The sequence below is a fragment of the Vibrio sp. MEBiC08052 genome, from assembly GCF_001506075.1.
Classification (GTDB): Bacteria; Pseudomonadota; Gammaproteobacteria; order Enterobacterales; family Vibrionaceae; genus Vibrio.
Window position 1 is genome coordinate 3,282,505 of record NZ_KQ947475.1, and the last position, 13,407, is coordinate 3,295,911.

A 13,407-nucleotide genomic window follows, 5' to 3' on the forward strand; every position below is an offset into this window, starting at 1 on the left:
ATAGATATTCTGTTCCTTACCTTCCATTTCGAACCCTTTGTTAAGTCCTGAGTTTCCATCTAAGGTAATGACAGCCTCAACTTTCTTACCTTGCTGCTCATACACACGTTGTTTGAACGTCAGATCGTACCAACCTGACATTTCATTACCAAAGCGCCCCAGCGAGCCGATAGCATATTCTTTTGGCGCACCATGCTGCCCGGTAAACCAACCGGCACGAAAATAGCCGTTAAATTGAAAACCATCTATGACCGGAATTTGATCAGTAAACGTTGGTAAAACAGAATCCGATTTGCTCACCGTATCATTCGAATTCACATCAGAGGTGACTGATTCCGATTGTGTAGATTTAAGTTGTTGAAGTGTTTGTTGAGCCGTAGCGATTTGAGTTTGCAAAGCTTTTATCTGTTGATTTACCGAATCATCAGCCATAGAGCTCGTGGCGTATCCACAACTAAGCAGCGCAAGACTAATTGGAGTAAGCCTTTTCTTAAAACTTTTATACATCGAATATTTTTGAGTAGTCATATATTTGTCTCAAAGTTATTGTATTGCGAAAAATAGTCACCGGATCAGGAGTACCCGTCGACTAGGGGGTCTTACCATTGTCATTGCGCCTAACAGTTAAATGTGTTGCATAATGTATTGCGCTAGCCACACTACCAGTGCCACCGACGGTCTCGATGATATCGTTCGCAAGTTGTTCATATGCCATAACAATGTCCTATATGATTAGTTGGGTGTTCAGTGAATTTTGGGCATAAAAAAACTCAGAGCCCCTAGATACAACAACGCATCCAGATTCCCCGAGTTATGCCCTATCAGTGGTAACAATCCCGAAAAATAACGAAAAAAAACTCAAACTTTAGGTATAAAAAAACCTGACACTTGCCAAACCAAAAAACTTGGGCAAGTAGCCAGGTTATGCTCGCTTTCGCGATAACAATCCACTTACAGTAACTGTACTTTCATTTTTGAAATACAGCGTACTGACGGAGAGAACCATAATTTCATAACATATTCTCAGTCAACGCGATCAAATATCGATTGTGATTGAGATCTACATTTAATCTTTGAATTGCCCCCAAATAGCGATGTAAATCGCATTTATACCGTATTATAAAAACAGAAATAATCTGTTTTATTACCTCGATGATTGTGATGAATCGCATCATTAGGATGCTATAGGAGCTGTAAATCTCCCTTGATTAATGGCACTCATAATTAGAGTTTTCAGCCTGTTCGTGTTTGGTTAAATATTTCCATGGTGTCAAATTACTCAGTCATCATTTATATTCAATAATCTAAGAATGCGACGTAAACTTGCGAATCAAGACAGCAAGTTTACGTTTTGACTAAACTGTCTGTGAAAACGAGGTAGAACCCAGTTGTGAATGATTCCCTTCACGACTCCTTGCCAAACACGTTATTCTCTTGTTCCCGAACCCGGATAAATGTGGTGCGCTTGGTGAGTTCTTTCAGGTTGGCGGCTCCGACGTAGGTACAAGTTGAACGGACGCCACCGAGAATATCCTGAATGGTATCTTCAACACTGCCCCGGTAAGGGAGTAACACGGTTTTGCCTTCTGCGGCGCGATACTGCGCAACGCCTCCGGCATATTTGTCCATCGCACTTTTCGAGGACATCCCGTAAAATTTTACATAACTTTCCCCGTCTTTGACGACAATATCGCCACCGGATTCTTTGTGTCCGGCCAGCATTCCGCCGAGCATCACGAAATCGGCACCACCACCGAATGCTTTTGACACATCTCCCGGGCAGGTACAACCACCGTCACCGATAATCTGACCGCCTAAACCGTGAGCAGCATCAGCACATTCAATAATGGCCGACAATTGCGGATAACCGACACCGGTCTTGACCCGGGTGGTGCAGACTGAACCGGGGCCGATCCCAACTTTGACGATATCTGCACCGGCAAGAATCAGTTCTTCAGTCATATCACCGGTCACAACATTGCCGGCCACAATGACTTTGTCCGGTAAGGCGCTGCGGACTCGTGCCACAAACGCCACCAAATGCTCCGAATAGCCGTTGGCAATATCGATGCAAACAAACATCAAGTCGTCACTTAAGGCGAGTGTGTCCTGCATTTTGGTAAAATCAGCATCGGATGTCCCGGTAGAGACCATCACATGTTTGAGCGTCTCAGCATCCGCAGCCTGCACAAATGCTTGCCACTCTTGTAACGAGTAGTGCTTGTGAATCGCCGTGATGACATCATATTTCGCCAAAGCCTCAGCCATGCCGAAACTACCGACGGAGTCCATATTGGCAGCAATGACAGGCACACCGGACCATTGACGCCCACTATGCTTGAAGGTAAACTCGCGGGTTAAATTAACTTGGGAACGACTTTTCAGAGTAGAACGTTTCGGCCGAAACAATACATCTTTAAAGCCCAATTTTAATTCTTGTTCGATACGCATTTATCTTTTCCTTAATTGATTCACCTTGTGCCTCAATTTCGCAGTGCAATGATTCTGACGTTGGTAGACATCAGCCTCTTTCATTATCGGACACAAAAAAACCGGAGCGTTGGCAGACGCTCCGGTTTTCAACATTATAGGCATCACTTTATTTCCTGCAAGACTGATATTGTGCTTTTTTTTATGCTACCATCCGGTAGATTACATATCTGTAAAACTGCAAAAGGAATTACTGTTTTACTTTTATAATCAATTAATTACCCTCGAATTCACTGACGTCTTTCATGTGTCATTCTTATCGCTATCAAACCATTACATCATTCACATTCACTTTTGTGCGCTCTGTGTAAAAAACATGCAAAACCTCATCATCAACGCAGCATATGGCATCCGAATTTGCTACAGTTAGAAAACGCTGGCAGGTTTTCTCCCTCTTTGGCTTTCTCACAACCGCCTCCCAAAAAATAAATACCGATAAAATCACCTCAGAGATCGCATGGAGTGCAGGATGGAATCGACCATTTCTCTGATCATCGCAGTGTTACTCAGTATGATACCTGTTCAGGCGGTTGCCGGATCGGATACAAACTATTTTTATCAAAGCGCCGGAATCACGAAATCTAGAACCACAAGCTCGGAAGATGCTTGGGTAACACAGTACGGTTATAACTATAATCTGACATCAACTATTGGCTTTGATTTAGGTTATGCCAAAAATACTGATCATCCGGACCAAATGGCGTCACTCTCTTCACAGTTTCCTCATCAACCCACGTTGTATTATCAAGAAGTATTTGGTGGTGCCGTCATTCAGCACACCGTATTCGATGTTGCTTGGATATACGCAAAAGGCGGGTTGAGTTTCACAAGAGCTGGCAATAATCCGGGGATTACGACATCACTACCAAACATCGAATCGAAAAATATTGCGCCTTATTTCACACTCGGAGCCACAATTCCATCGGGGCTCACCTCCGGATTAGAACTGAATTTTGAGATTTCTTATCAGGAGCAGGAACCAGACGCGGTCACGAGCCCGGTATTCCTGCTGGGAACCCATTATCGCTTTTGACCGTGATCGTCATCGTGGCTAACAGATAACAGGTATAGCTTGATGACGGCGATTTTGATTGGATGAGACTGGTATTTTAGTGAGCGACATAGGATTCAGTGGTTCACTAACTGACGTAAATGAGACAGTAAATCACTGGCAAGCAGCCCTCGCTCACCATACGATTGTGAGTTCTGATCCGCAGCCATACTGTGAATGAGAACCCCGAGTTGGGTGGCTTCTACTAAAGGTAGCCCCTGTGCGATGAGTGAAGTGATCACCCCTGTCAGCACATCTCCCATACCGGCACTTGCCATACCTGGATTTCCCGCCATACAGACCGAGATCTGCTTGCCGTCATACACCAACGTTCCCGCACCTTTCAGTACCACGACGCCACCATACTGACGATGAAGCGCCTGCACACTGGCATACCGATCCGCTTCAATCTCTTCGACCGAGACTTGTAACAGTTGAGCGGCTTCTGCCGGATGTGGCGTAATCACCCGCAATGGATCTTGATTCGGTTGCTGCATCAAAAAATACAGACCATCGGCATCAACGACTTTCGGTTTTTCAACGCTCCGAACCGCCTGATAGATAGCAAAAGCGGTCTCATCTCGTCCCAGCCCCGGCCCGGCGGCCAAGACATCACACCATTGTAGCCGTCGTTCAAGTGCCTGCGCTTTATCCCAGCAAGCACTCATCACTTCCGGGGCACTCACCAATAGCGGTGTGACATTATGTGGATGACATAAAACCGCAGTCATCCCCGTTCCGCATCTGGCTGCCGCCATCGCTGCCAAGATAATTGCACCACCCATACCGTCATTACCACCAATGAGTAATGCTTTGCCATGCGTGCCTTTATGTGACGTGGCAAAACGTTTGGGTAACATCTGACCCGGCATTTTGGTGTGAATGGCCATGACCGTCGGATGATTCTGTTGATCAAAAGCATCTTCCACACCCAGACCGGCAAAATGAAGCTCTCCGACATACTCCCGCGCTTTCCCGGTCACTAACCCCTGTTTCAGACCAATAAAACTGACGGTATGTTTTGCCACGATCGCTCCGCCAAGGACACTACCGGTATCCCCACATAAACCGGAGGGAATATCAACGGCAATCACTGGCTTCATGCTTTGATTGAGCGTCTCAATCAATGAGAGCATTCCCGGCCGAACCATACCACTGAGCCCCGTGCCGAGTAAGGCATCAATCACCACATCAACACTATCAGGAACCCGATTTTGAGGCTCTGAGACATTTCCCCCATGGTTTTGCCAATGTTTGTAGGCCATCCGGGCATCACCGGTCAGCGTCTCGGGATCACCGACTTGCCAGACCGTCACATACAATCCGATCGATTTCGCCAAACTCGCAACAATATAGCCGTCACCACCATTGTTGCCACCACCACAACAGATTAACCAGTGCTCAGAACTGGGATATTGGGCCATCCCAATCGCAAAAACCGCCTGTCCGGCACGTTCCATCAGACTGTACATTTCCAGTCCTTTGGCACTCGCCGCTTTCTGTTCACCAATACGGACCTGTTGGGTCGAATAAAAAACATTCGTCATCGTCATGGGAGAATTCTTTATCGTTTGAATTGAGAATCTAACACTCACACCGCTGGGCTATCAGTGCCTCTGCGGTTGCATCCTGAATCGACAGAAAAACCGAATTCACGGCACCGGTCGGTGTTCTCATCGGATTAAGGGTCACATTCTGATACATAAATTCGCACTGTTGCGTCACGGGACGAACATTACGGCATTTAAATAAATAGGGCCGTTGTTGCCAAGTGATAAAACTACGACATCCGAGATGGTAAACAGGTTTCGTTTTTAGTTTGAACCAATCGGGTGGAATTTCAGGAAAAACCTCAAACAACGTCCGACCAATCACTTCGTGTGGTTGTTTACCGCTGTGGTGGGTCATAAAACCGTTCCAGACCTGAATTTTATAGTTTTTATCAATCACGATCAGTCCGAGATCAACGTTTTGAACCATATCCACCATCCAGTGGAACTGTTCAAATTCAGCAGGCAGACTCATGACTAAAAATCCTCCATCAGGTAGGCCAGTTTATTGTCCAAGAGCGGTAGAGACTCATCGACAAACATAAAGAGCAGATCACAACGAATGGCGGTGCTTTCAATGTTGTAACTGACCTCAAAAGTCATCGTTTTCTGGAACGAACCCGCTGTCGATCGGATCACGGATTCAATCGGAATATGTTGCCCGAGTAATACGGGAGAACTTTGGAAAAAACGAATCTCGGCCTGTTCACCAAGCCCATTCAAAAAAGAGCCTACCAAGATGTTGGACACATCCATCAAGAGTTCGATCTCTTCAAGATCATCACTTTCCGCCGGGATATTCATCAGTCGCTTCAGTTCAGAGACACTGGAATCACTTAAAAGCACCAATGCTTCGCCGGCGATCCCTTCCCCACTGAATCCCTGACAAACCCCTGAGACCTGATCATTATCGACTAAATCTCGCAGTGCCATGTGGAGTTCACTGACTTCAAAGATATTGACATTGGGCAGCGGCAATTCGACAAAAACATCAAAATAACGCGCGAGGGCATCGGCAGCCCGCCCAATGGACACATTGGCGACTTCCATGTAAATATCGCGCCGTTTCAGGATCGGATATTCGATCCGACTGGGGGTCACAACCGTCGGCTGGGTGGGAGGCTCAATTAACTCACTGAGCACTTTTTTCAGTGCATCCGCTGCAATCGGTTTCTGGATAAACGCTTTGGCTCCCAGACCAAGCACACGTTCTTGCGCTTTGGGCTGAATATCACCGGAAACAACGATGACCGGCGTCTGGTAACCCGCTTCCTGCATCGCTTCCAAGGTGTCGAAACCATCCAGCTCTGGCATCGTTAAATCTAAAAACATCAACTGAAACGACTGTTGTTTAAGCTGCTCCAACGCATCTAAGCCGTGAACCGCAAAATGCACCTCGGCATTCAGGAAGGCTGGTAATGATCTCGCAATCTGCTTTCTTGCCAATGCTGAGTCATCACATATTAATACTGAAAACGCCATAATCGGCCTTACCTTTTTCTTTCATCATTCAAAGTGTATACGGGAATTCAACATCTACAGACACAAAGCGATAAAGAACGAACAAATCTTTATGCGTTTTGTGACCTTACGACGCGACTTGCACTGTCGGCCATAATGTCAGAGTGACAATCCGCAGTAGTACCGCTAACACAACCAATGCCACGCCAAAACGATAATGACGATACTCTTCAATCGTCATTGGAATACGTTTAAAGAACATTGTAGCAACGCCACGCCAATCCTGACTTCTTTTACCGTAACGAATCATACTCATCACAATCAGAATGATTCCCAGGGTCAGCAGTGATTTTTCCAGCCAAAAGAGTGTAACGACCATGTTGGATCCCTTGTCGGATGTGAAAGGTAGCGAAAACGAAATACGACAGAAATAGGGGCAATGTTTTGTATCCTTCACACTGCCTTTTTTTCAACTATAGCCTATTGAAATATAGTCTATTGAAAGAATTCACCATGCAGCTGTGTACCAACAGCGATGAAGAAGCCCTATTCAAAAGCAACATTATGCAGCTTTTGAATAAGGCTCCCGTACCTGATGTTTTGCTTTACGCTGGAAGCTTCCCTTCCCTTTTTTCGGTTTTTCGACCCGCATTTTAAACACCGGACTGGTGACCAGTGCTTTCAGGGCATTATCCGTAATCGTGCCACGTTGAATCTCGACATCGTCCGACGGATTGGCATTCTTATATCTCTTTTCTCTTTTCATTTGAAACACTTCTCTTATTAGTGGTGAATAAAAAAGCACCGTATTGTGCGCCATTGTATTGACATGTCAATTCGTTAAAAGTAAAAAAATGCATTTTATGACTTCATTAAAAATAATGATGTAACAATGAAAATAAAATCTCAGTAAAATCTAGAATGATCAAAAATATCAGGCACATTTACGTTTAGTCGTAATATTTGATTGACAACCCCTAAGATTACACTACACTCACATAAGGCTAGGAAGCAGTTCTTTGTTTACCATAACGTCTTGTTGGATTTTGTAACTCCCCGGTCGTTCTGTACGCAATAGCAATCTACTTTTCCACGCTAGAATGGCCGTTATCGGCTTAGTTTTACTTTGATTTACCAGGAATATATTATGTCTAACACAGTGACTGGCACTGTAAAGTGGTTCAACGAAACTAAAGGTTTTGGTTTCATCCAACAAGAAAATGGTCCCGATGTTTTTGCTCACTTCAGCGCGATTCAAGGCGACGGTTTCCGTACCCTAGCTGAAGGTCAAACTGTTGAGTTTGTGATTTCGCAAGGACAGAAAGGCCCTCAAGCTGAAAACATCAAAGTCCTATAATTAAACATATAGGCAAGAATCTTTAAAAATAGCCAGCGTTGTATGCTGGCTAATTTTTTGTCTCAAGCATTTTAGTTTCAACAATAGTCCAGTGTACATCTCGCGATGAGATTGTCATTCAGTTCCGCCTCAGTCAACATCTTAACTTAACACAACCCATACTTTTACAGTTCACGGGGCTTGTACTTCTCATCCTCTCATTTAGCGATTAGAATGGATAAAAAACTGCCTTCATCTTATGCAAAATTTTTCGATCACAACTCTGTCAACGCTCGCAGAAATGACCATAGATCTTGCCAGTGGTCTCAATGATGAAAATCGATTTAACCGTCTGCTGGAAACCATCCGCAAAATCATTCCCTGTGATTGTGTCGCCCTGATGTCCCGCCAAGGGGATACACTCATTCCTTTGGCGATGCAAGGCTTGACCAAAGACACCCTCGGACGGCGCTTTATTATTGAAGAACATCCTCGTTTTCAGAAAATTTGCAGTGCCCGTCAGGCAGTCCGATTTGATGCTGACTGTACACTGCCCGACCCATTTGATGGATTGCTGCTGCACCACGACGGTGATGTCCCGATTCATTCCTGTATGGGGTTACCGCTGATTTTTGATGAAAAATTACTTGGTGTACTCACTTTAGACAGTTTGGAAACTGGTGTGTTTACCCATATCCCGGCACGCCATCTGAAAGTGCTTTCAGCGATTGCCGCATCAACGCTGAAAATGGCGCTGACCTTTTCTCAGTTAGAAACACAAGCCCGTCAGACCCAACAACGACTGCAAGAGCTCAATGAAGAAGGTTGGGAAAGAGACCGCAGTGATATCATCGGCACCAGTCGTGTGATGCAATCGATGCATGATGAGATAGACGTCGTCGCTTCATCCGATTTTAATATCCTGATTTTCGGTGAAACCGGTGTCGGCAAAGAACTGGTTGCCAGACGAATACACCATCTCTCCGCCAGAAAGCGGCAACCACTAGTGTATGTCAACTGTGCGGCAATCCCGGAAAATCTCATTGAAAGCGAATTGTTCGGCCACATTAAAGGCGCATTTACCGGTGCAGACAGAAACCGACTCGGTAAATTTGCACTGGCCCATGAAGGTACTCTTTTTCTGGATGAAATTGGAGAACTTCCGCTTGCCGCTCAAAGCAAACTACTTAGAGCACTACAAAATAATGAGATTCAGCCCGTCGGTCAGGATCGTGTTCAACATATTGATGTCCGGGTACTTGCTGCGACGAACCGCGATTTAAAACAAGAAGTTGAAGCGGGTCGATTTCGGGCAGATTTATATCACCGTCTCAGCGTTTATCCGATTCATGTCCCACCGCTGCGGGAACGCAAGGGTGATGTCAGTCTGCTGGCAGGTTACTTTCTTGAACAAGCCAGAAGAAAGCTCGGCATGACTCATCTAAAACTGGCACAAGATGTCCTCGATTACCTGATTCAATACAACTGGCCGGGAAATGTCCGAGAAATGGAGCACGTTATCAATCGGGCGGCGCTAAAAGCCAAAGCCAGTCAGCCTCAGCAAGCACTGACTACGATTACATTAACTGATGTGGGCGTTTTAGAAAGCTTGCCCATCAGCACGCCAGAGACGCTGGACAGTCCTGAAGCGACAACATCATCACATATCTCTATAAGTGATGGTCTGCGGCAGGCAACCGATGATTTTCAGCGACAACTGGTAAAAGAGGCATTAATTCAGTCAGATTATAACTGGGCTCAAGCCGGAAGATTACTCCAAACAGACCGGGCCAATCTGACGCGGTTAGCGAAGCGGTTAGGGATTCAGGTCAAAAAAACGCACAAACTGGAGATGTGATATCAGGTGATATCAGTCACATCATGTGGCTGTTTTCGTTCACCGCTATTGGAGAAGTGTTCATCGTAGACGGCCATAAAGTCAGCCCGAATCAACTGCTCCAGTTCGTGAGCCCGCTCTGTCGGGCAGAAAATCATTACATGAACTTTCTGTTCACCAGTTCCGGTACTACTAATGTGAATCACCGGATCGGCACCCGGCAAATCCACCCCGGCATGTTTCTCAATCATCAGGTTATAACGACGTGCGACTTCAATAAAATGCTCAAAATGGACTTCGATTCGCTTCCGGAATTGAGGAAGTAAGGTATATAGGTTCACAAAGTCACGCACTACGATTTCAAAATTATGAAAGACATAGCGCTTCATAAAGTTCAGGTTTTTCACCGGATAGGTAAAAAACATACTATTGGGGAGTGTTGCAGTTTTGCCGGTGTAGTGGTAAAGCCCCCCACCCAAGTCGATCTCTTGAATGACGGTTGCCATCATATTGTGCTCGATGACTTCACCACATAACGAACCGACTTCAATCCAGTCGCCAATACGAAAAGAGCGAGAACTCGCCCGTTGTATCGAACCGGTAAAACATAAAATAATCTCTTTTGATGCCACAACAATCGCAACCGCAATAGCAGTCACCGACAAGGCAAACTCATTGATCTCTTCTTTCCACAAGAAAAAACCGATAATCAACAGCGTAGCAAACGTACCGTTTTTGGTTTGAGACATCCACTTGCGCTGTTTTTCGGTAATAAATGCACCATCGCCCCGAATCAGCGCAAGTGCACTGCGGCGAATCAGTAAAATAAAACCGACAATAATGACGCTAAACAGTAGCTTATGGGACAACAGATAATCCAGCACGTTGTTTACATAGTCCATGCATCTCTCTCACAACCAAATATCACAAAAACAGAATTGATCTTTTTGAAGACTCTGTATGCGTATCTCCAATTATCGATAAGAAACAAGGCTTTAGTTTGGAGCAATCCATACAACCGATGCGGATTGCTCAATCTTATCGATAACTTGGGTATATATAATGACTGCAAGTTTATCTGAGTTTTTTCATAATGTAGAGTAATAAACCTGAAACAACTGACACACTTCAAAAGACGAAGACATCTCAAAGGGTCAATAAATCATAATGATACTGTACGTTGATGCCCACTTATCCGCGATAAGCCATCGCGGTTTTCTCCGCTATTTTGACAATGACTTTTACCGCCTGTTCCATCCCTTCAATGGTGACAAATTCATGAATTCCGTGAAAATTATAACCACCGGTAAATAAATTCGGACAAGGTAAACCTTTGAAAGAAAGCTGCGCACCATCCGTACCACCACGAATCGGTTTGATTTGCGGCTCAATACCCAAATCGATCATTGCGTCTTTGGCGATTTCAATAATATGGGGATTGGACGCAATAACTTGCTTCATATTGGCATAACTATCCGTAATCTCGAGTTCGACTCGGCCCCGATGTAATTGATGGTTGAGTGTCTCCACCCGATCTTTCATCTGCACTTTTCTGCGTGCGAGCCCTTGTTGGTCAAAATCTCGTAGCAGATAGGTCAATTCACTACGGGCTATTCCCATATTCGCTGAGGATAAATGGTAAAAACCTTCATACCCTTCGGTATTCTCCGGTGTCTCATCGGTGGGCATCATCATCTGAAATTGAGCCGCAATATTCATAGCATTGACCAGCTTACCTTTTGCGGTTCCGGTATGAACCGACACGCCATAACAGGTGACATGCGCCATTGCCGCATTAAAGTTCTCATATTCGAGATCACCAACCGGCCCACCATCAACCGTATAAGCCCACTGAGCCCCGAATTTTTCGACATCAAACAGGTCGGCTCCCCGGCCAATTTCTTCATCGGGAGTAAAGGCAATACAAATTTCACCATGAGGAATATCCGGATGCTCCAGCAACACTTTCATGGCGGTAACGATCTCGGCAACGCCGGCCTTATCATCAGCGCCTAAGAGCGTATTCCCATCAGTGGTGATTAAATTGTACCCATGCAATTGGTGTAATTCTTGATATTGAATCGGAGACAGCACTTCATCGCCCCGCCCCAATGCGATGTCACCCCCCTGATAGTTTTCAACAATCTGAGGCACGACCTTTTTACCTGAAGCATCCGGAGACGTATCTAAATGCGCAATAAATCCGATCGATGGTATCTCACCGTCAACATTTGCCGGCAATTTAGCCATGACATAACCATGAGCATCCAGTGTGACATCACTGAGCCCAAGTGTTTGCAATTCCTCATATATTGCCTGTGCCAATTTTTTCTGTCCGGACGTGCTTGGACAGCAGTTCCGGTATGGGTTGGATTGTGTATCAAATGACACATAATGCAGAAAGCGATCTATCAGACTTTCCATAACATAACTCTCACTGGTTAAAGAATGAACACCCCACAGTGTTGCCATCAAATATGGCGACTTTCATACTAGGGCGCTCCGTCCGGCAAGATGTTGTTGTAAATCAGTTTTTACGCATTCAATCTCGTCAATATCGTGAATACCCAGCCTGACTCAAACTATCTATTCAATTTGGCATCATTATCTCAGCCAAACCATGATTAAAAATCATTGATGAATAACAGTAAGTTAGATGAAAAAATACAAATATCCGACAAATAAATTTGCCGGATTAGCAATCGTCAACTAGATTTAAAGGAACTCAAAGTTCCCTTCGCTTAACACATATAAACGCGCCATTTATGCCTCTCGTTGCTTATCGCCCGAGAGGTATTTTTCTTTAGCCTTCTCGTTCACATTTTCTGACAACGAAACACCATTACCTGTGCTGAAACACTTGAGAATTACATTGTGATCACTTTTTTGCATCATTTTCATATCATCTTGTTAAGTCGATGACTCGATTTGAATACAGAACCATCGGTATACTAAAGATTATTCCGGCAAGAAAAGCCATCGATAGGATTCTGGGGAGTCTCAATGAAGAAGCTACGTATCGATATTTTATCGGATCTTGTCTGTCCTTGGTGCTTCATTGGTTATACACGACTGGAGAAAGTTCTCGAACAACTCAGTGTGGATAAACATCTTCAGCCTGAGATCCACTGGCACCCTTTCGAACTCAACCCGACCCTGCCTGAGGGCGGTGAAATACTCAATCAGCATCTACAAACAAAATATCAAATGACCGCAAAACAGCGGCAACTGAGCCAACAAAAGATCACCGAGCTTGGCAATGAGGTAGGCATTGATTTTCAGTTTACGACAGATATGCGCATTTATAATACACGCAAAGCCCATCAGTTAATGATGTGGGCGGCTCGTAGTCACCAGCAAACTTCATTTCAGAAAGCCCTCTTTCTGGCCTATTTTCAGGAAGGGAAAGTGATGGATGATACCGACATCCTACTCGATATCGCAGTCGCTCAGGGATTAGATCGCAGGGATTGTCGGCGGGTACTCACTGATCCGGGATGGTCGTCTGCGGTTGTGCAAACAGAAAAACAGTGGCTGGAAGCCGGTATACAGGCTGTCCCGGCCATGATTATTGAACAGCATATCTTGCTGTGTGGCGCTCAGCCGATCACTGAGCTCCACGAAACACTCGACGGATTGGTGGATACGCTCCCGTCACTCCATTAAACGCTGACCGCGCTGA

The 13,407-nt window shown here is 45.1% G+C and carries 12 protein-coding genes and 1 pseudogene; 4 read left to right on the forward strand and 9 right to left on the reverse strand.

Features of this window, described 5'->3' with window-relative positions; genetic code table 11:
• Positions 1–24: 24 nt before the first annotated feature.
• A pseudogene (locus VRK_RS21590) lies at positions 25–528 on the reverse strand (carbohydrate porin); the annotation flags it as partial.
• A gap of 876 nt (positions 529–1,404) precedes the next feature.
• Positions 1,405–2,451 carry a GMP reductase gene (locus VRK_RS14125; protein ID WP_059121961.1) on the reverse strand — a complete coding sequence of 349 codons (1,047 nt, stop codon included), beginning with the start codon at positions 2,449–2,451 and terminating at the stop codon, positions 1,405–1,407.
• A gap of 508 nt (positions 2,452–2,959) precedes the next feature.
• Here VRK_RS14125 and VRK_RS14130 point away from each other — a divergent pair.
• Positions 2,960–3,523 (forward strand): outer membrane beta-barrel protein, encoded by a 564-nt coding sequence (locus VRK_RS14130; RefSeq protein WP_059121962.1) that lies wholly within the window; start codon positions 2,960–2,962, stop codon positions 3,521–3,523.
• Positions 3,524–3,618: 95 nt separating this feature from the next.
• Here VRK_RS14130 and VRK_RS14135 read toward each other — a convergent pair whose 3' ends face one another.
• From VRK_RS14135 to VRK_RS14155, 5 genes are all read right to left on the reverse strand, one after another.
• Positions 3,619–5,094 (reverse strand): bifunctional ADP-dependent NAD(P)H-hydrate dehydratase/NAD(P)H-hydrate epimerase, encoded by a 1,476-nt coding sequence (locus tag VRK_RS14135; RefSeq protein WP_059121963.1) that lies wholly within the window; start codon positions 5,092–5,094, stop codon positions 3,619–3,621.
• A gap of 31 nt (positions 5,095–5,125) precedes the next feature.
• The gene (locus VRK_RS14140; protein WP_059121964.1) at positions 5,126–5,566 is read right to left on the reverse strand and encodes a PAS domain-containing protein; all 441 of its coding nucleotides are present in this window, start codon (positions 5,564–5,566) and stop codon (positions 5,126–5,128) included.
• Between the two features lie 2 nt (positions 5,567–5,568).
• Complete coding sequence (locus VRK_RS14145) at positions 5,569–6,573, reverse strand: response regulator (RefSeq protein WP_059121965.1); 1,005 nt, start codon at positions 6,571–6,573, stop codon at positions 5,569–5,571.
• A 106-nt stretch (positions 6,574–6,679) separates the two neighbouring features.
• A complete protein-coding gene (locus VRK_RS14150; RefSeq protein ID WP_059121966.1) occupies positions 6,680–6,931 on the reverse strand; it encodes a hypothetical protein in 252 nt (83 codons plus the stop codon).
• Between the two features lie 183 nt (positions 6,932–7,114).
• Positions 7,115–7,318, reverse strand: coding sequence for an alternative ribosome-rescue factor A (locus VRK_RS14155; protein WP_059121967.1), 204 nt, complete (start codon positions 7,316–7,318; stop codon positions 7,115–7,117).
• 381 nt (positions 7,319–7,699) lie between these two features.
• On the opposite strand from VRK_RS14155, the gene VRK_RS14160 reads away from it, so the two are divergent.
• Together VRK_RS14160 and norR are read left to right on the forward strand one after the other, a co-directional pair.
• Entirely contained in the window at positions 7,700–7,909 is a 210-nt protein-coding gene (locus tag VRK_RS14160; RefSeq protein ID WP_027694422.1) for a cold-shock protein, read from the forward strand.
• A 238-nt stretch (positions 7,910–8,147) separates the two neighbouring features.
• On the forward strand, positions 8,148–9,746 hold the full coding sequence (gene norR / locus VRK_RS14165; protein ID WP_059121968.1) for a nitric oxide reductase transcriptional regulator NorR: 1,599 nt from the start codon (positions 8,148–8,150) through the stop codon (positions 9,744–9,746).
• Positions 9,747–9,748: 2 nt separating this feature from the next.
• Here norR and VRK_RS14170 read toward each other — a convergent pair whose 3' ends face one another.
• Together VRK_RS14170 and pepT are read right to left on the reverse strand one after the other, a co-directional pair.
• Entirely contained in the window at positions 9,749–10,627 is an 879-nt protein-coding gene (locus tag VRK_RS14170) for a mechanosensitive ion channel family protein (protein WP_059121969.1), read from the reverse strand.
• A 289-nt stretch (positions 10,628–10,916) separates the two neighbouring features.
• Entirely contained in the window at positions 10,917–12,149 is a 1,233-nt protein-coding gene (gene pepT / locus VRK_RS14175) for a peptidase T (RefSeq protein WP_059122778.1), read from the reverse strand.
• A 579-nt stretch (positions 12,150–12,728) separates the two neighbouring features.
• Here pepT and VRK_RS14180 point away from each other — a divergent pair.
• Positions 12,729–13,391 carry a DsbA family oxidoreductase gene (locus VRK_RS14180; RefSeq protein WP_059121970.1) on the forward strand — a complete coding sequence of 221 codons (663 nt, stop codon included), beginning with the start codon at positions 12,729–12,731 and terminating at the stop codon, positions 13,389–13,391.
• The last annotated feature ends 16 nt before the right edge of the window (positions 13,392–13,407 follow it).